We start from the raw sequence: 18459 nt of genomic DNA, 5'->3' as shown, positions 1-18459 counted from the left end.
GGCCCCGGAGCCTGTTCACGCCCCTGCGGCCGGGCCGCACGACCTGACGAACGCGCGGACCGGGCCGGTGAGTTCGTCGGGCCGGCTGAGCATCACCACGTCCACCTCGGCCGGCATGCCGCGCAGCGGCCGGTAGACGACGTCCGGCAGCCCGATGCGTTCGGCGGCGGCCGGGACCACGGCCACGCCCACGCCGGCCGAGGCGAGCGCGAGCACGCCGAGGGTGCCGGTCACCAGGTGGACCCGTCCCCGGTGTTTCTCCCGGGCGGCCCCGAACCGGTCGAGCACGCTCTCGTCGTCGTGGTCGGCCGCGTACACGATGAGGTTCTCGCCCTCCAGGTCGGCGGGGGTGACCGAGGCCGTGGAGGCCAGGGGGTGGTCGTGGCGCAGGGCGATCGACAGGGTCGTCCGCGCCCCGCGCGCCACCACGAGGTCGTCCACGTCCTTGAGCCCGTTGTCGGGGCTGTACCCGATGTCGAGGGTGCCCTCGCGGATGCCCTGCACCTGTGCGGCGGGCGGGAGTTCGGTCAGGTGGAGCTCCACCCGGGGGTGAGCCGTGTGGAAGCGGCGCAGGTCCGCGGACAGGGTGCCTTCCAGCGCGGCGATTCCGGAGAACCCGATGCGTACCGCCCCGATCTCGCCCCTGACCGACTGCCGGGCGACGTCCAGGGCCCGGCCGGCCTGCGCCAGCGTCCGTCGCGCCTCCAGGAGCAGCAGTTCCCCGGCCTCCGTCAGCTCGACCCGGCGGCTGGTGCGGAGGAAGACCGGGCCTCCCACCTCGCGTTCGAGCGCCTGCACCTGCGCGCTCAGCGTCGACTGGGTCACGTGCAGCCGTGCGGCCGCACGGCCGAAGTGGCACTCCTCGGCGACGGCCACGAAGTACCGCAGGTGGCGCAGTTCCACACCAAGCTCCGATCGTTTTCAACGAACAATGGATCATATCTAACAATTTGTGCGATCAATGCTGCTCGCCAAGACTGTACATATGCCGACATCGACAACGCTTCAGGACCGCCAGGACATCGCCGACCTCATGACCGGGTGGGTCCATCGTGACCAGGGCCGGTGGGACCGCCTCCGAGAGCTGTTCCACCCGGACGCCCGGATCGAGATCACCTGGTTCGAGGGCGCCGCTTCGGACTTCGTCGACGCGTCCGCCCGGATGGCCACCACCGACCTGCGCACCAAACACCTCGTCACGTCCCCCACCGTGACGTTCTCGGCCGACGGCACCCGCGCCGTCAGCGAGACCAACGCGGTCATCGTCGCCGAGAACAGCAGCCTCGGCCTGGGCTGCAACGGCCACAACCGGTTCATCGACCGGATCGAGCGCCGGGCCGGCGTCTGGCGCATCCTCGACCGCACGAGCGTGTACGACTTCGCGACCTTCACCTTCCCCGCCGGGATCGCCGAGATCGACCCCGAGGTGGTGGCCAGGTACCCCCGCGAGTACGGGGCACTGGCCTACCTGCTCGACAGGAGCGGGTTCCCCGTTCTGCGCACCTTCGCGACCAAGGGCAGCGAACTGGAGCACGCCATCGAGAAGTCCGCGTTCGCCTGGCTCGGCGAACAGGCCCTGGACTGAGACCGACCACGGTCGCCGGCGCCGCCAGCTTCGGCGGCTTCGGCGGCGCCGGCGGTGCGCCGCTGCGCCGTCGCGCCCGCCGGAGAACCACCAGGGGCCGGCCGCCGGGCCCCGCAGGCACCCCCTTCACCACCGCAGCCTTCACCACCGCAGAACGCACGGAACCGGAATCGACATGAAACTGATCACCATCGAGGAGCACACGCTCGACACCGCGGTGGCGCAGGCCTCCGCAGGGCGCGCGGCCGAGGTGAGCCCTCACTTCGGGAGGGCGTACTCGCCGGCCACCGGACTGCCCTACTGCCCTACGGCCGAGGAGCTGGAAGACCTCGACGAGGGGCGCATCGCCGACATGGACGCCCACGGCATCGACATGCAGGTGCTGTCCAACCTCACCACGCAGTTCCTGCCGGCCGACGTGGCACCCGAGTTGGTGAGGGGGGTCAACGACCGGCTGGCGGCGGCCTGCGGACGCCACCCCGACCGCTTCGCCGCGTTCGCGTCGCTGCCCACGACCGCTCCGGACCGGGCGCCGGCCGAACTCAAGCGCGCCGTCGAGGAGCTCGGCCACGTCGGTGCGCTCATCCACGGCCGTACGGACGACGAGTTCCTGTCCGCGGAGCGGTTCGACCCGATCCTGCGCACCGCGGCCGAACTGAGGGTTCCCATCTATCTCCACCCTGCCCCGCCCACCCGCGGCACCAGTGCGGCCGACTACGAGGCGGGCCTCGATCCCGTGGTCGCCACGCGGTTCGCCACCGCCGCATGGGGGTGGCACAACGAATCGGGCATCCACTTCCTCCACCTCGTGCTCGGCGGAGCACTGGACCGCCACCCGGACCTGCAGTTCGTCCTCGGGCACTGGGGCGAGATGATCCCCTGGTTCCTGGACCGCCTCGACGAGGCGCTGCCCCGGCGTGCGACGGGTCTCGACCGGACCATCGGCGACTACGTGCGCCAGAACGTCCACTACACCCCCAGCGGCATGTTCACCGCACCGCACCTGCGCTTCTGCGCCGACGTCCTGGGCACCGACCGGATGATCTACTCGGTCGACTACCCCTTCGTCGGCCACGCAGGTGCCCGCGGCTTCCTGGAGGACTGCGACCTGCCCGCGGACGCCAAGCTCGACATCGCCCACCGCAACGCCGAGCGGCTGCTCGGACTGTGACCCGGAACCGGCCCGCGGTCGGCCCGCGGCCCGGCCCGCCCCGCCTGCCGTCCGGCGGCCCGGCGCACCCCGCCTGCCGTCGGCAGGGACCGACCGGATCCCCGTCCGCGGCGTGGAGCCGAGGATCTCGCGGGTTCCGCCTCTACCCGCCGTCCCTACCATCAGGTTTGTCTGCAGACACAAGGACGCCGCTGCGATCCTGTCGGAGGAGCCGTATGCACCGGGCCGGGCCGCCGCCACACTGTCGCCAAGCTCGTGGCGCCTTGTTCCGGCTGCCAGTCCGAGCGCTCTTCACCGGCGAAGGGACTCCTCGTGGCACGTCCGCTCACCAAGCCTCCGGGCGCCGCCCAGGCTCCGCCCCGCTCCACCGCGGGATACGTTCTCGGGCTGCTGTTCGTCGGCAATCTGCTCAACTTCTACGACCGGGCCCTGCCGTCCGTCGTGCTTGAACCGATCAAGGACGAGTTCGGCCTCGACGACACGCAGGTCGGGATCCTCGCCTCGGCGTTCGTCCTCGTCGCGGCCGTCGCGGGCGTTCCGCTGGGCCGGCTCGCGGACCGGATCCCGCGGGTGAAGGTCGCCGGCCGGGGACTGTTCGTGTGGAGCGCCTTCACGGCAGCCGGGGCACTGCTGCCCGGCTTCTGGGGATTCTTCGCCTCCCGGGTGGGCGTCGGCGTCGGGGAGTCCAGTTACGCACCGGCCACCGGCTCGCTCCTGGCGGACCTCTATCCGAGCGAGCGCCGCTCCCGGGCCAACTCCCTGTTCATGCTGGGCTTCCCCATCGGCACGCTGCTCGCCTTCCTCACCGCCGGCGGGATCGCCGTCGCGTTCGGCACCTGGCGGGCCCCGTTCCTCGCCGCCGCCGTACCGGGCGTCGTGGTGGCCTTCTTCGTCCTGCGGATCCGCGAACCCGAGCGCGGCGCCGCCGAACCGGTGCCCGGCACGGCCCCCGGGCGGGAGAGCCCTGCGCGGTCCCTGCGCCCGCTGCTGAAGGTCAGGTCCGTGTACGGGATGCTCGTCGCGTTCGCCGGCTACAACTTCGCGGCGTACGCCATCGGGACCTTCCTCACCCCCGTCCTGCAGCGCTGGTACGGGCTCGACCTGGTCGCCGCGGGCGCCGTCGGCGGTGTCGTCGTCGGCGTCACCGGACTGGTCGGCCTGGTGGCGGGCGGCCGGGTGCTCGACCGGGCCGCCAGGACCTCGCCCGGGGCCCGGACCCGGGTGGCCGCGGCGAGCCTGGCCGGTGCCGCGGTGTTCTCCCTGATCGGCCTCGCCGCGGGCCGGGGCTCGCTGTGGCAGCTGGTGGTGTTCCTCAGCCTCGGCTACATGCTCGGCATCGTCTACCTGGCGGCGGCCGTGCCCGTGGTGTCCGACGTCATCGGCCCCGAGCAGCGCTCCGGCGCCCTGGGCGTGATGTTCGCCGTCGGCTACCTGCTGGGCGGAGCCGGCGGCCCGATCTTCGTCGGTGCCCTGTCCGACGCCCTGGCCGCGGGTTCCGCGTCCGCCGCCGACGCCTCGGCGCACGGCCTGCAGACGGCGATGACGATCACCGTTCCCCTGGCCTTCGCGGTCGCGGCGGCCGGCATGCTCGTCGCCGCCCGTTCCGTACAGGCCGATCGTGACTCGATGCTCGCCCGCGGGGCCGCCGTATGAGGGACGACGAACCCGGCACGGTCGACACCGGGACGACGGCCGACCGGCTCGGCCCACCCGCCGGCTCCCGGGAGGGGAACACCGGGGCCCGGCACACCGAGGTCCTCGTCGTCGGCGGCGGGTTCTCCGGGATCGGCCTCGGGAACGCCCTGCGCGCATCGGAGCTCACCGACTTCGTCATCCTGGAGCGCGGGCCCGCGGCCGGCGGCGTGTGGCAGTCGAACACGTATCCCGGCTGCAGGTGCGACGTCCCGTCCCACCTGTACTCGTTCTCCTTCGCCCCCAACCCGGACTGGACCTCGACCTACTCCCCGCAGGCGGAGATCCGGGCCTACCTGCAGAACTGCGTAGACCGCTTCGGCCTGCGCCCGCACCTCCGCACCGGGACCGAGGTCGAGGCGGCCCGATGGGACGAGAACGACCACCTCTGGCACGTCACGACGAACGACGGACCGTGGACGGCGCGCGTACTCGTCAGCGCCGTGGGCCCGCTGACCGAGCCCAGGCTCCCCGACGTCCCGGGCATCGACCGCTTCCGCGGCACGATCATGCACTCGGCCCGGTGGGACCACACCGCGGACCTGACCGGCGCCCGCGTCGCGTCGATCGGAACGGGCGCCTCCGCGATCCAGTACGTCCCCGAGATCGCGGACCGGGTCGACCGGCTGTTCGTCTTCCAGCGCAGCGCCCCCTGGATCACCCCGCACGACAACAGGCCGATCACCGACGCGGAACGGGAACGGTTCCGCGCCCGGCCGCTGCGGCAGAGGATCGCCCGCGCCAAGGTCTATGCCGCCAAGGAACTCCTGGTGCTCGGCTTCGCCAAACGCCCCGCACTCATGCGGGTGGTCGAAGGCCTCGCGCGGAAGCACCTGGAACGCCAGGTCCCGGACCCCGTCCTGCGCCGGGCCCTCACCCCTGACTTCACGCTCGGCTGCAAGCGCATCGTCCCCTCGAACACCTGGTACCCCGCCCTCCAGAAGCCGAACGTCGAACTCGTGCCCAGGGCGCTGCGCGAGATCCGCGAGCACAGCGTGATCGACGCGGACGGTGTCGAGCGGGAGGTCGACGCCGTCGTCTTCGGCACCGGTTTCCACGTCACCGACATCCCGTTCGCCGACCGGGTGCGCGGCCGCGACGGCCGGCTGATGAGCACGGCGTGGCAGGGCTCCCCGCGGGCCTACCTCGGCGTGTCCGTCCCGGGCTTCCCGAACTTCTTCATGTTCCTCGGCCCCAACTCCGGCCTCGGCCACAGCTCCATGGTCTACATGATCGAGGCCCAGGTGGAGCACGTGAAGAACGCGATCCACGCCCTCCGCCGGTCCGGTGCCACGTCCATCGAGGTGGACCGGCAGGTGCACGACGCGTACAACGCGGAACTCGACCGCAGACTGGCGAAGACGGTCTGGGAGCTGGGCGGCTGCCGGACGTTCTACCAGGACGCGAACGGCCGCAACGCCACCATCTACCCGGACTGGACCTTCCGCTTCCGCCGCCGGGCCGTGCGCTGGCGACCGGGCGCCTACCACCTCGCCACCGCGGCGCGCCCCTCCGACCGCAACCCCGCCACGACAGGAGGGCCGGCATGAAGGCCGTCAGCCTCACCCGCGGACGTCTGGCACTCGTCGACCTGCCGACACCGCGGCCCGCGGCGGGCCAGCTGCTCGTCGCGGTCGAGCGGTGCGGAATCTGCGGCTCCGACCTGCACGCCCGCCGGCACGCCGACGAACTGGCCGACGCGCTCGACCTGTGCGGCTATCCCCGCTACCTCCGGTCCGGCCAGGACGTCGTGCTCGGGCACGAGATCGTCGGCCGGGTCGTCGACCACGGCCCCCGCAGGGAGCGGAGCAGGCTCCGGCCCGGCACACCGGTCGTCACCGTGCCCCTGGTGAGGCGCGGCCGGCAGGTCGACGGCATCGGCCTGTCGGCGGACGCCCCCGGCGGCTACGCGGAGTACGTCGTCGTGCAGGAGGCACTGACGCTCCCGGTGCCCAACGGCCTGCCCGTCGACGTCGCGGCCCTCACCGAGCCCATGGCGGTCGCCTGGCACGCCGTCAACCGTGGCGAGGTGCGCCGCAAGGACGTCGCCGTCGTCCTCGGCTGCGGGCCGGTGGGGCTCGCGGTGATCGCCGTGCTGAAGTCCCGGAAGGTCGGCACCGTGATCGCGAGCGACTACTCGGCAGGCCGCCGGGCACTCGCCCGAAGCCTCGGCGCCGACATCGTGGTCGACCCCGCGGTCGAGTCCCCCTGGCAGGAGGCGTCCGCCGGACACGGCTTCGTCACCTCGATGCCGGACGAGTACAACGCCGGCATCGACGCCGTCGAGAGCCTGGCCGGACTCCCGGTGCCCTGGTGGACCACCTGGCGCGCCCTGGACGCAACCGGTGCCACCCGGCCGAGGCGCCCGGTGGTGTTCGAATGCGTCGGTGTGCCCGGCATGCTCGACGGCATCCTGGCCCATGCCCCCCTGCACTCGCGTGTCGTCGTCGTCGGGGTCTGCACGGGCACCGACACGATCCGCCCCGCACTCGCCGTGAACAAGGAACTCGACCTCCGCTTCGTCGTCGGCTACACGCCCCTGGAATTCCGGGACACCCTCCACGCCCTCGCCGACGGCGCCCTCGGCGTCTCCGGCCTGGTCACCGGACGGGTGGGGCTGGCCGGCGTCGCCGACGCCTTCACCGCCCTGGCCGACCCCGGCACCCACGCCAAGCTGCTCGTCGATCCGTCGCTCGCGTCACACGGGATCGCAGGGACCGCCGTGCGGTAGGACCCGCGCAGGCAGGCCGCCTGCACGGTGCCGGTGCCGGTGCCTGTGCAGCTCGGGATCCCACAGCGGCCCGGCCCGCCGGGTCGCCCGGCGGTCACCGTCCCCCGCCCGGCATCCGGACCTCTCAGTTCCTTCTGAGTTCTGCACCCGGACACCTTCCGCTGAGGACGTCCCGGCAGCTCAGGGGCATGATCCGTGGTCTGCGGCCTCCGTGGGTCCTTCTCCCGGCAGGGCACAATGGCGAGAAGAGCGACCGGCCCGTCCTCCGGTCGGAGCCGCTGACCGGATCGGATGCCATGCCCGTACCCACCCCACGCGTTCTGGTCGTGGACGACGAGCCCGACCTGATCGAGGTGCTGTGCGCCGCGCTCCGCTACGAGGGGTGGGAATCGCGCGGGGTCGGCTCCGGGGAGAGCGCGGTGTCGGAGTGCCGGAGCTGGAAACCGGACGCCGTCGTGCTGGACATGATGCTTCCCGGCCTGGACGGCATGGCGGTGCTGGAGCGCATCCACGCCGAGCAGCCCCAGGTGCGGGTGCTGTTCCTGAGCGCCCGCGACGCGTTGGAGGACCGTATCGCGGGGATCGAGGCCGGTGGCGACGACTACGTCACCAAGCCCTTCAGCCTCCAGGAGGTGGTGGTCAGGCTCCGCCGGCTGCTGCGGCGTGCCCAGGGGCCGGACGCCCGTGAGGAGACCGTGCCGGAGGGTGCCCTCGTCCTGGGCGATCTCGTCCTGGTGGAGCAGTCGAGGGAGGTGCTGAGGGGCGGTGTCCCGGTCGAACTGTCCCCCACCGAGTTCCAGCTGCTGTGCTACCTGATGCGGCATCCGCGCCAGGTGCTGAGCAAGGCCCGGATCCTCGACGCCGTGTGGTCCTACGACTTCGGCGGTCAGGCCCATGTGGTCGAGCTCTACATCAGCTACCTGCGCAAGAAGATCGACGCGGGCCGACCGGCGATGATCCACACCGTCCGGGGTGCGGGCTACCTGATCAAGGCGCCCGTCGCGTGAAGGCCCGGTGGCCGGGCCCGCGCGGCCTTCCGGGCCGGCTCGTGCCCCGCACCATCCGCGGCAGGCTGGTCGCGGGACTGCTGGCACTGCTGGTCGTCACCTTCGCCGGTGTCGGTCTGGCCGTCACCACCGCGCTCCAGCACTACCTGACGAGCCAGCTCGACCAGCGCCTGACGGACACCGGAGGCCGGTACGCCGCAAGCCTGGAGCACGGCGGTCCTGTCGGCGGACCGCACAGCGACACCCGCGCACAGAGCCCCGGCACGTTCGGAGCCCGGCTGCTGAACGGCCGTGTCACCAACGCGGGCGTGGTGGACGGCGACGCCGACGACGAGGCCGTCCCCGACGGCACCGTCCCCTCGGACACCGACGACGCCGTCACCCTCACCGAGCGGGACAGGCGGGCGCTGGCCCGGCTCCCGGTGGGCGGAGCACCCGAGTCGGTACGCCTGTCCGCCCTGGGCCCCTACCGCATGCGGGCGATCACCGGACAGGACGGCGACGTGCTGGTCACCGGCCTTCCGCTGCGCCAGGTGCACGAGACCGAACACAAGGTCGTCGCCCTGGAACTGGCGTCCTTCGTGATCGCCCTCGGCGTCACGGCCGTCGCCGGCGCCCTGTGGGTCCGGGTCTCGCTGCGCCCGCTGAGCCACATCGTCGGTACCGCCGAGCGGATCAGTGCGCTTCCGCTCGCGGAGGGCGAGGTCGTCCTCGCGGACCGGGTGCCCGACGCGGACCCGCGGACCGAGACCGGACGGGTCGCCCTCGCCCTCAACCGGATGCTGGGACACGTCGAGAACGCCCTCGCCCAGCGCCACGCCTCCGAGAACAGGCTCCGGGCCTTCGCCGCCGACGCGGGACACGAACTGCGCACCCCGCTCGCCACCATCCGCGGTCACGCCGAACTCGCCCTCCGCCATCCCGCCGGCACTCCGGACGGGGTGCACCGCTCCCTGCAGCGCATCGACGCCGAATCGGTGCGGATGGGCGCCATCGTCGAGGACCTGCTGCTGCTCGCCCGCCTGGACGCAGGACGGCCGCTCGCACGCGAAGCGGTGGACCTCACCCACATCGCCCTCGACTCCGCGCACGACGCCCGGGCCGCCGCCCCGGACCACCACTGGCGGCTGGAGCTGCCCCCGGAGCCGGTCGTCGTGACCGGTGACGAACACCGTCTGCGCCAGGTGGTCACGAACCTGCTCTCCAACGCCCACCGCCACACCCCCGCCGGAACCACCGTCACCCTGCACGTCGAGGAGCACCTGATCTCCGTCTCCGACGACGGCCCCGGGGTTCCCCCCGCACTGGCTCCGCACGTCTTCGAACGGTTCGTCCGCGGCGACGCCTCACGATCGCGCACCAGCGGCGGCACCGGGCTCGGCCTCGCCATCGTCGAGGCCATCACCACCGCGCACGGCGGCACGGTCACCCTGGCCCCCCGCCCGGGCGGGGGCACCACCGTCACCGTCACCCTTCCCTGACCGGGATCCGGTGGCACGGCTCCGCCCTGCTCCGGGCCGACCGCCGCTGCCGTCGCCGCTGCGGGCCGGCCCTCACGACCGGGCGGCAGGGGCACGACGGGCCGCGGCGTGACGGGGCACCGCACCGGCCCGCCGGCCCGGCCACCCGGCGGGGTGGTGCTGCTGGGCCATGTGGCCCGGACGGCGAAGCCTCCGGTGCCTGACGGACCCGCCGGTCCGCGTAGCGTGGCAGACGGCCTGCACCGTCGGACCGGCACGCGCGGGGTGGCGGCCCGGGCAGGGGACGCGGCCCGCGCCCGGACCGCCTCGCCACCGGAAGCACCCCGGCTGCGACCGGTGGGGGCGGCTCCCGGACGGCGGCCGCGAACACGAGGTGAACCCGGAGGCGCGCAGTGGACGACGGAGCCGGCAAGGCACCGCGGATCGTGGACGGCCCGCCGTCCCCGGAGGAGACGCCGTGCCGGGCCGTCCGCCGCGAGCCCCCTCACGGAGAGCCGGCGAAGGACCGGTGATCGACTACGAGGCGGTCTTCCGTGCTCTGCCGGGCATGGTCGCCCTGCTCACCCCCGACCTGGTGTACGCGGACGCGAACGAGGAGTTCCTGCAGCTCTCCGGCCGGACGCGTGACCAACTCGTCGGCCGGTACCTGTTCGACGTGTTCCCGGACAACCCGAACGACGCCGAGGCCACGGGGGCGCGCAACCTGGAGGCCTCCCTGCGCCGAGTGCTGGCGACCGGCGAGCGCGACAGCATGGCGCTCCAGCGCTACGACGTCGAGAGCCTCGACCGGCCCGGTGAGTGGCAGGAGCGGTACTGGAGCCCCGTCAACGTGCCCGTGCTCGGGCCCGACGGCGACGTGGTGCTCCTGGCGCACCGGGTCGAGGAGATCACGGAACTCATCAGGGCGCACGGCCTGCCCGAGGGCAACCGCGCCCGGGTCCTCGAAGCCGAGCTCTACACCAGGGCCCGCGAACTCCAGGAGGTCAACGAGCGCCTGCGCGAGGCCCATGCACGCGAGCGCGAGATCGCCCTCGCCCTGCAGTCGGCCATGCTCCCGGCTCCCGCACCGCTCGACCGGGTGCGTGCAGCCGTGCGCTACCGGCCCGCCGTGGGCACCCTCAACGTGTGCGGCGACTGGTACGACCTGGTCGCCCTGCCCCGGGACCGCACGGCGGTCGCCGTCGGCGACGTCGTCGGGCACGGGCTCGCCGCGGCCGGCGTCATGGGCCAGCTCCGCAGCGCCCTCAGCGCCGCCTCGCGGGTCGCCGAGGGCCCGGCCCAGTCGCTGGAGGTGCTCGGCCTCTACGCCCGCTTCGTCGACGGCGCGGAGAACACGACGGCCGCGACCGCCTTCGTCGACCACGCCGTCGGAACGATCACCTACAGCAGCGCCGGCCACCCGCCACCGGTGCTGCTGCGCTCCGACGGGTCCTTCGAACTGCTCGACCAGGCCACCGATCCGCCGCTCGGCGCCCGGCCCGAACACGTCACGCGCCCGCAGGCGGCCGTTCCCTTCGAAGAGGGCGACACCCTCGTGCTGTACACCGACGGCCTGATCGAGCGGCGCCACGAGGACATCGACGTCGGACTGGACCGCCTTGCCCGCGCCCTGGCCGCCCGGCCGACGGATCCCCCCGAGGCACTGGCCGACAGCGTGCTGGCGGATCTGCTTTCGCCGGGGGGTGCCACCGACGACACCGTGCTCGTCGTCGTCCGGCTCTGAGACTCGTCGTCCGGCTCTGAGACGCCGAGGCCGGCCGACTCCCGCCGGCCGAACGCACGTGACCGTGCCGGAGGGTGCCGTCCTCAGCCGGCGAACGTGCGGAGCACGTCGCCCCGGCCGGCGGCCGGCCGGGCCGGCCCCTGGTGCCCGAAGTGGTGCAGCTCGGTGTCAGGACCGGGAAAGAACGTGACTCCTCCCCCGGCTAGAGCCGGGGGCTTCTCGTTAAGCCGGTGCGGCTTCGAGACGGACCAGACCGGCCCGTAGAACGTTGGTGGCTCCCACTGTGTCGGCGTGCGCGGTATGGCCGCACGAGACGCAGTGGAACTTGGCCTGGGTGGTCCGGTTGTCTCCACTGGTGTGCCCGCATTCGGGGCACTGGCGGGACGTGTTGCGGGGGTCCACGGCGATCACTTCCCGTCCGGCGCTTTCAGCCTTGGCGTGCAGGATCGTCAGGAACACCCCCCACCCGGCATCCGAGATCGAACGGTTGAGCCCGGTCTTCGCCGCCGCGCCGTTGGGCAGGAACGCGCCCGGCCGATCGGGGTCGGGCTTCGGCGTGGCCGTGCGGACCATGTTGCGGATCGTCAGGTTCTCGTGCGCGATGAAGTCGTGTTCACGGACCAGTCCGAGCGCGGTCTTGTGTGCGTGGTCGAGTCGCTGGCGGCGGACCTTGCCGTGCAGCCCCGCGACCTTCTCGACGGCCCGGCGGTGGTTGGCGGTGCGCTTGTCCCGACGTACGCGGGGGAACTTCGCGAGGGCCTGTTGCGCGGCTTCGAGCCGGGCGGCATTACGGAGGCCGTGCCGGGGGTTGGCGACAAAGCCGCCGTTGGAGTCGGCGAGGTAGTTGGCCACCCCGAGGTCGATACCGACCACGGACCCCGTCCTGGGCCGCGGTTCGGGCTGCTCCTGTTCGGCGGTGAGCACGACGAACCACTTACGGCCCTCACGCTTGACCGACACGGTCTTGACCCTGCCGACCACCGGCCGGTGCCGGTGCACCCTGACGTGCCCGACACCTTGGAGGCGGACGCGGGTGACCGGGTCGTGCGGGGTGGCGTCCCAGCGACAGCCGTCGCCGTCCTTCGGGAAGTCGACCGTGTCGAACCGGTTCACCCCACGAAAGCGCGGGTAGCCGGGCGTCTCACCGGACTTGACCCGGCGGAAGAACGCCTGGAACGCCTTGTCGAGACGATGGAGCGTGGCCTGCTGGGAGGAGAACGACCATCGGCCGTGACGCTCCGGGTCGAACGCCCGGATCTCCTTGAGCTGCGCCGACTGCATCCCGTACCTGATGCTCGTCCTGGAGGCGTGCCGGTAGGCGTCACGGCGTTCCTGCAACGCCCCGTTGTAGAGCGAGCAGTGATCACGCAGCATCTCGCCGAGCGTGATCGTCTGGCCCACGGTGGGCCGGTAAGGTCGGCCCGGGGCGCGGTTCCGGCATTGCTGCCAGCCCGTTTCCCCGGACCGCCTTCCGAACCCGCCGTGCCCATTTCTGGGCAACGGGCTCTCCACAAGCCCCGTTATGGCTTGCCTGTCATTCCTGACCCACAGTGACATCCCACGGGGTCGGGATGTTCATCCCCCGGTATCGGTAGCGAGTGGTACTCAACCGTCCCGGATGGAAGAGTTCCCGATTCTCCGCCAGGATCCACCATCCCCCGGCGCAGTATGTGCTTCGGAGTTGCTTCCAAGTAATCCCCCGGTGTTTCCTTCTGATCCACCCGATCACCTGCCACCACGTATAGTGGCCCAAGTAGTCGAATGTCGCACTGGAGACACCAGGGCGGAAGTATTCGCACCACCCTCTTAGCGACGGGTTGATCTGTCGCAATAGAGCGTCGAGCGGCTGTCCGGTGTCCATTCTGCAGCACATCGTTTTCACCTTAGCCATAGCCGTACGAAGCGACTTCTTGGCCGGGTATGTATAGATGTAGTGCCGGTCGGTCCCCTTCTTGCGATGACGCTGGATACGCCACCCCAGGAAATCGAGACCTTCATCGATGTGAGTGATCAGGGTCTTTTCCACCGACAGGCGCAAGCCCACCGGACGGAGTACCTCAGCCACCTCGGCCTGCATGTCCACCGCATGTTCCCGATCGCCGTGGATCAGCACGAGGAAGTCGTCCGCGTACCGCACGAGGCGATAGTTGGCTTCCCCGAGCTTCTTCCTGCGACGCCGGGAATCGCTGGTGGACTGATGGCCCCCGGGGTGCCGGTCGAAGTGCTCGTCCAGCACCGACAGGGCCACGTTCGCGAGCAGAGGGGACAAGATCCCACCTTGCGGGGTTCCGGTGTAGGTCTCCCGCGTGACTTCCTCCTCAGAGAGGATGCCCGACTTGAGGAACGCCTTGATCAGGCTCACCACCCGCTTGTCCCCGATTCGTATCCTCACCCTGGCCATCAAGGCCGAGTGGGAAATCTCATCGAAGCACGCTGTGATGTCGCCCTCCATCACCCACTCGTATTTCGCCATAGCGAAATGACGAGCCTCGGCAATAGCGTCATGCGCCCGCCGCCTCGGACGGAACCCGTAAGAGCACGGGAGGAAATCCGCTTCGAAGATCGGCTCCAGCACCAGCTTCAGAGAGGCTTGAACCAGCCGGTCCCGTACGGTCGGGATGCCGAGACGACGGAGTTTCCCATTCGCCTTCGGAATCATCGTCTCCCGTACCGGGAGCGGCTGAAAGGTCTGGGAGCGTAGCGTCCCCCGGACCTCATCGAGGAACCCCTCGATTCCTTGCACTGCTTCGATGTTCGATACGTTTCGGCCGTCCACCCCCGCCGTGCGAGCCCCTTTGTTTCCCCGCACCCGATCCCACGCCACCAACAGGAACGCCGGATCGGACACCAGATTGAACAGATCATCGAACCTGCGATCAGGTTCATCGTTAGCCCAACGGTGCAGCTTGGTCTGCATTCTCCGTACCTTGAGGCCGGCCGAGTACACGGCCGACTCAAGATCGTCGGTATTCACCGGCGACCTCCGGACATTGCAATCTCCTCACCACAGACTTGCTGACCCCCTTCGCCATGTACGCGCCTCTCGCGCGCTCGGACTACTACGAGGTCTCCGCCCCACTTCTTGACCGTCAGTCGGCAACGGACCTTCCCTGCCATCCAGACCGGACGCCCGGCGACAGGGTGATCAAGAGCGGTTCCCACGTTCACTGCATGTCGATCGGTCGGGTAGGTGTCCAACTCTGCCCCGGCAGCCTCGCCGCGCCTACGCCGCAGGCTTTCAACGCGGCCTCCCCACCGGCCTTATGGTTCCGGCTTCGGAGTCGGCTCGGACTCGGGTACTCCCTCGCCGTGCACTGCACACCAGCCCATATCCACCAGGTTTGAGCTGGCACAAGTCTTACGAGACTTCAACCGCTGGTTCACTCGCGTTACACCTTCCGACCTCGCTTGCCGGACCCGGACCATCTGGTGGTGCCGGTCCGCCCCGGCGTTGTCGGGGCTGCTTCCCACCCTTCCCGGCGCTCCCCGGGTCAGGCTGCCCCCAGCTTCTACCGAACCGCTGCGACGGCCCGGCGATGACGGTCTCTCACCATCACTCGACGTGCGGCGCCTCGTGGCGCACCATGAGGAACTTGTACGCACGGATCATCCGGCCCACCCCCCTTTCCGGTCCGGCTCGTTGAGCATAATGCGCTTGGGGTATGTCACCCCGCTGGGAACCGAACCCCGATTTCCGCACCGGGCGCCACGTCGCCTACAGCCTCCAAGCACACTTGGTGTTTGTCACGAAGTACCGGCATGACGTGTTCGATGACGACATGCCGAAGCGCTGCGAGGAGATCATGCGCGAGGTGTGCGCCGGCTTCGAGACGGAGTTGCGCGAGTTCAACGGCGAGGCCGACCACGTGCACCTGCTCGTGCACCACCCGCCGAAGATCGCCCTGTCCAAGCTGATCAACAGCTTGAAGGGCGTCAGCTCCCGACACCTGCGAGCCGAGTACACCGGACGGATCAACCGGATCGGCATGGGCTCGGTCTTCTGGTCCCGCTCCTACTTCGCCGGGTCCTGCGGCGGCGCGCCATTGACCGTGATCCGCCAGTACATCGAAGGGCAGAAGCGACCAGCCTGACCGTCAAGGCGCAGGCGCAGAGAACTCCGCCGCTTCACGGCTCCGGGCCAAGGACGCATTCCCTCCCTGCCTAAAGGCGGGGATACCCTGCAAGATCAGGGATGGACACCCGACCGGTCTCCGACCAGCACACGTCCCACGGCGGGCTGCCGTCCGGGTGGTGCAGCGCCACGACCTCCCCGTCACGGCGTGCGGCGCCGGGCCGGGTGGCGTTCACGACGATCCGGTCCCCGATGTCGGCCTTCATGGCAGGCCTCCGTCCCTCGAACTCTCCCCGGGTGTTCCGGGCACCCCCGCTGCTCCAGTGCAGCAGAAGGCCGACGCCGCCACCAGGGCCGGGCGGGCTCCCCGGCCGGGCCGGTCGGCACGTGGGGCCGGGTGCCGGGTGGATCCCGGACGAGGCCCGGAGCCGGGGAGCGCCGGCCCGCCCGCCGGGGTGGTGCAGGCTCACAGGAAGAACGTCCGGCGCTCGCCCGGGTGCACGGTGACGGCGGCCCCGCGCAGGTGGACCCGGATCGGCTCCTGGCGGCTCTCGCGCAGGGAGACGATCACCGTGTGCCGGTCGACCGCGACGGTCACCCCCCAGTGGCCGCGGTAGTGCAGGTCCAGCTCCAGGCGGCCCAGTGCGGACGGCAGCCGCGGGTCGAGCCAGAGCGCGTCCTCGCGGATCTCCAGGCCGGTGTAGCAGCGCTGCAGCAGGTCCACGGTGCCGGCCATGGCCCCGAGGTGGACGCCCTCCGCGGTGGTGCCGCCCTGCAGGTCCTGGCGGTCGGCGGCGAGGGCGTCGCGGAAGAACCGCCAGGAGGCCCGGCGGTTCGAACGCGTCAGCACCCAGGCGTGCACCACCGCGCTGAGCGTCGAGCCGTGCACGGTCCGCGGGAGGTAGTAGCGGACGGTGCGGCGCAGCAGTTCCTCTCCGGCCGGGTGGCCGAGACGGCGCAGCAGGCCGCGCACCTCGCGGGCCGAGAAGAGGTGGAAGAGCATCAGGGCGTCCGCCTGCTTGGAGGCCTTGTAGCGGTTGACGGTGTCGCCCTCCGCCTCCAGGATCCGGTCGAGGCGCCGAAGCTCCGGGTGGTGCTGCCGGTACCGTTCCCAGTCGAGTTCGGCGAGGCGCTCGTAGCCCTCGAACTGGCTGAGCACGCCGTCGTGGAAAGGCACGTGCAGGCGCCGGCCGACCTCCTGCCAGCGGTCCAGCTCGCCCTGGTCGAGGGCGAGGCGCTCCAGCAGCTCCTCGCGCCGGTAGCCGGGCAGGGCCTCGACGGTGTCCAGGCCCCGGGCCAGCACCCAGGAGGCGAGCACGTTGGTGTAGGCGTTGTCGTCCAGGCCCGGCCGGTCGGCCCACGGGTAGGCGTCGTGGTACTCGTCGGGCCCGAGCACGCCGCGGATCGAGTACCGCTCGCGGTCCGGGTTCCAGGCGGCGGCCGAGGACCAGAAGCGGGCGATCTCCAGCAGCATCTCGGCGCCGGTGGTGGCCAGGAAGTCGAGGTCCCCGGTGGCCTGGTAGTACTGCCAGACGTTGTACGCGACGGCCGAGCCGACGTGCCGCTGCAGGTGGCTGTGGTCGGGCAGCCATCGGCCCGACAGCGGGTTGAGGTGCAGTTGCTGCGATTCCTCGCGGCCCTCGCTCGCGCTCTGCCACGGGTACATGGCGCCGCGCAGGCAGGCGTCGCGGGCCGCGTCGCGGGCCGCGCCGAGCCGTCGGTGCCGGTAGCGGAGAACGGCCCGGGCGAGTTCGGGGAAGCGCAGGTTGAGCAGCTGGAGGACGAAGAGCTCGTCCCAGAAGACGTGGCCGCGGTAGGCCTCGCCGTGCAGCCCGCGGGCGGGGATGCCCACGTCGAGGTCGACGGAGTGCTCGGAGTAGGTCTGCAGCAGGTGGAACAGGTGCAGGCGGAGCGTGCCGATCCCGTCGAAGTCGGCGTCGATCCGGCAGCGTCGCCACAGTTCGGCCCAGCGCAGCGCGTGCTCGTCCGCCAGCTGCCCGAAGTCTCCGGCCGCCGCGGCCAGCGTCGTCGCGGCGTGCAGGGGCGCGCCGACGGCCGGGTCGTGGTCGGTGAACACCGCGACCGTCTTCTCGATCGTGAGGGGTGCTCCCCGGACTGCCTGTGTGCCGAGGATCTGTGCGGCCCGGCCCGGCCGGGTCCGGACGGTCGTCGTGGTGGGGACGGGCGAGCCCTCCCGGTGGAGCCGGGTGCGGGCGGCTAGCGCGATGTGCCGCGGCGTGCGGACGGTGGCGACCTGCAGCAGGAGCAGGCCGTCTTCGGCCGTCCCCTGCTCCACCGGTTGCAGGTGCTGCGACGTCAGGCCGCGGTAACGGGCGACACCGGTGTTGGTGACGGTGCCGTCCAGTGCGGAGCGGATCTCCAGCGGCCCGGACCAGTTCTCCGGCAGCAGCTCGGTCTCCAGGGCGACCAGGTGCGGCTGGGCCTGGCTGGCGATCCGCCGCTGGACGAGCCGGGTGCGGCGTCCCTCGCCGTCCTCCACCAGGGCGTGGCGGGTCAGGACGCCCCGGCGCAGGTCGAGCACCAGCCTCTGGGTCGTGGGCGGCCCGGTGAACCAGGTGCCGCCGGTCGGCCGGAACGTGAGCGGCAGCCAGTTGGGACAGTTGACGAGGTCCTCGTTCTCGACGGTCCGTCCGCAGACCACGGTGGCCGCACGGTCGTAGCAGCCGGCCAGGTACGTCCCCGGGTAGTGGATGCCGTCGGCGGTGGACTCCGGTGCGGCACCGCGGGTGACCAGGTAGCCGTTCCCCACCGCGCAGAGCACCTCGCGCACCCCCTCCGCGGCAGGGTCGAATCCCTCGTACGTGAGCTGCCAGTCCTCCGCACGACGGCGCACCGCTCCACCTCACCCTCGCCACGGCACCCCCGGGCAGCCACGCTATGCCGCCGCCCGGGGGCCCGCATCCGGCCGTCAGCCCTCCGTGGATGGCCCCGCGGGTGCGGGCGGGCGCCTCCTCGGCCCCGACGGGGGCGCCGGCG

At 71.4% G+C, this 18459-nt stretch carries 14 protein-coding genes; 9 read left to right on the top strand and 5 right to left on the bottom strand.

Features of this window, described 5'->3' with window-relative positions:
- Positions 1-15: 15 nt before the first annotated feature.
- A complete protein-coding gene (locus SNE206_RS35975; protein WP_407917785.1) occupies positions 16-903 on the bottom strand; it encodes a LysR substrate-binding domain-containing protein in 888 nt (295 codons plus the stop codon).
- Between the two features lie 82 nt (positions 904-985).
- On the opposite strand from SNE206_RS35975, the gene SNE206_RS35970 reads away from it, so the two are divergent.
- From SNE206_RS35970 to SNE206_RS35935, 8 genes are all read left to right on the top strand, one after another.
- The gene (locus SNE206_RS35970; protein ID WP_407917784.1) at positions 986-1585 is read left to right on the top strand and encodes a nuclear transport factor 2 family protein; all 600 of its coding nucleotides are present in this window, start codon (positions 986-988) and stop codon (positions 1583-1585) included.
- Positions 1586-1760: 175 nt separating this feature from the next.
- The gene (locus SNE206_RS35965) at positions 1761-2756 is read left to right on the top strand and encodes an amidohydrolase family protein (RefSeq protein ID WP_407917783.1); all 996 of its coding nucleotides are present in this window, start codon (positions 1761-1763) and stop codon (positions 2754-2756) included.
- 312 nt (positions 2757-3068) lie between these two features.
- Positions 3069-4409 (top strand): spinster family MFS transporter, encoded by a 1341-nt coding sequence (locus tag SNE206_RS35960; protein ID WP_407917782.1) that lies wholly within the window; start codon positions 3069-3071, stop codon positions 4407-4409.
- Positions 4406-5998 carry a flavin-containing monooxygenase gene (locus SNE206_RS35955; protein ID WP_407917781.1) on the top strand — a complete coding sequence of 531 codons (1593 nt, stop codon included), beginning with the start codon at positions 4406-4408 and terminating at the stop codon, positions 5996-5998. Before SNE206_RS35960 ends, SNE206_RS35955 begins: the two co-directional genes overlap by 4 nt.
- Positions 5995-7179 (top strand): zinc-binding dehydrogenase, encoded by a 1185-nt coding sequence (locus SNE206_RS35950; RefSeq protein WP_407917780.1) that lies wholly within the window; start codon positions 5995-5997, stop codon positions 7177-7179. Before SNE206_RS35955 ends, SNE206_RS35950 begins: the two co-directional genes overlap by 4 nt.
- Before the next feature lie 296 nt (positions 7180-7475).
- On the top strand, positions 7476-8186 hold the full coding sequence (locus SNE206_RS35945; RefSeq protein ID WP_407917779.1) for a response regulator transcription factor: 711 nt from the start codon (positions 7476-7478) through the stop codon (positions 8184-8186).
- 41 nt (positions 8187-8227) lie between these two features.
- Positions 8228-9667, top strand: coding sequence for a sensor histidine kinase (locus SNE206_RS35940; RefSeq protein ID WP_407917778.1), 1440 nt, complete (start codon positions 8228-8230; stop codon positions 9665-9667).
- A 508-nt stretch (positions 9668-10175) separates the two neighbouring features.
- Positions 10176-11390 carry a PP2C family protein-serine/threonine phosphatase gene (locus tag SNE206_RS35935; RefSeq protein WP_407917777.1) on the top strand — a complete coding sequence of 405 codons (1215 nt, stop codon included), beginning with the start codon at positions 10176-10178 and terminating at the stop codon, positions 11388-11390.
- Between the two features lie 222 nt (positions 11391-11612).
- Here the strand turns inward: SNE206_RS35935 and SNE206_RS35930 are convergent, their stop codons facing one another.
- A complete protein-coding gene (locus tag SNE206_RS35930; RefSeq protein WP_407917776.1) occupies positions 11613-12791 on the bottom strand; it encodes an RNA-guided endonuclease InsQ/TnpB family protein in 1179 nt (392 codons plus the stop codon).
- A 133-nt stretch (positions 12792-12924) separates the two neighbouring features.
- The gene (ltrA, locus tag SNE206_RS35925) at positions 12925-14307 is read right to left on the bottom strand and encodes a group II intron reverse transcriptase/maturase (RefSeq protein WP_407917775.1); all 1383 of its coding nucleotides are present in this window, start codon (positions 14305-14307) and stop codon (positions 12925-12927) included.
- 745 nt (positions 14308-15052) lie between these two features.
- On the opposite strand from ltrA, the gene tnpA reads away from it, so the two are divergent.
- Positions 15053-15481 (top strand): IS200/IS605 family transposase, encoded by a 429-nt coding sequence (tnpA, locus tag SNE206_RS35920; RefSeq protein WP_407917774.1) that lies wholly within the window; start codon positions 15053-15055, stop codon positions 15479-15481.
- Between the two features lie 70 nt (positions 15482-15551).
- Here tnpA and SNE206_RS35915 read toward each other — a convergent pair whose 3' ends face one another.
- Both SNE206_RS35915 and SNE206_RS35910 read right to left on the bottom strand, forming a co-directional pair.
- Positions 15552-15728, bottom strand: coding sequence for a DUF1918 domain-containing protein (locus tag SNE206_RS35915; protein WP_407917773.1), 177 nt, complete (start codon positions 15726-15728; stop codon positions 15552-15554).
- A 200-nt stretch (positions 15729-15928) separates the two neighbouring features.
- On the bottom strand, positions 15929-18316 hold the full coding sequence (locus SNE206_RS35910) for a glycoside hydrolase family 65 protein (RefSeq protein WP_407917772.1): 2388 nt from the start codon (positions 18314-18316) through the stop codon (positions 15929-15931).
- Positions 18317-18459: the final 143 nt, after the last annotated feature.

The sequence above is a fragment of the Kitasatospora sp. NE20-6 genome (assembly GCF_045862635.1).
The sequence above is the reverse complement of the archived record's forward strand: the minus strand, read 5'-3'. Positions and strand labels throughout refer to the sequence as shown.

What these genes read in the sequence shown, in the direction of transcription:
- SNE206_RS35970 (WP_407917784.1), top strand. Translation starts at nt 986, where the DNA reads ATGCCGACATCGACAACGCTTCAGGACCGCCAGGACATCGCCGACCTC.
- SNE206_RS35915 (WP_407917773.1), bottom strand. Translation starts at nt 15,728, where the DNA reads ATGAAGGCCGACATCGGGGACCGGATCGTCGTGAACGCCACCCGGCCC.
- ltrA (WP_407917775.1), bottom strand. Translation starts at nt 14,307, where the DNA reads ATGCAGACCAAGCTGCACCGTTGGGCTAACGATGAACCTGATCGCAGG.
- tnpA (WP_407917774.1), top strand. Translation starts at nt 15,053, where the DNA reads ATGTCACCCCGCTGGGAACCGAACCCCGATTTCCGCACCGGGCGCCAC.
- SNE206_RS35945 (WP_407917779.1), top strand. Translation starts at nt 7,476, where the DNA reads ATGCCCGTACCCACCCCACGCGTTCTGGTCGTGGACGACGAGCCCGAC.
- SNE206_RS35955 (WP_407917781.1), top strand. Translation starts at nt 4,406, where the DNA reads ATGAGGGACGACGAACCCGGCACGGTCGACACCGGGACGACGGCCGAC.
- SNE206_RS35965 (WP_407917783.1), top strand. Translation starts at nt 1,761, where the DNA reads ATGAAACTGATCACCATCGAGGAGCACACGCTCGACACCGCGGTGGCG.
- SNE206_RS35950 (WP_407917780.1), top strand. Translation starts at nt 5,995, where the DNA reads ATGAAGGCCGTCAGCCTCACCCGCGGACGTCTGGCACTCGTCGACCTG.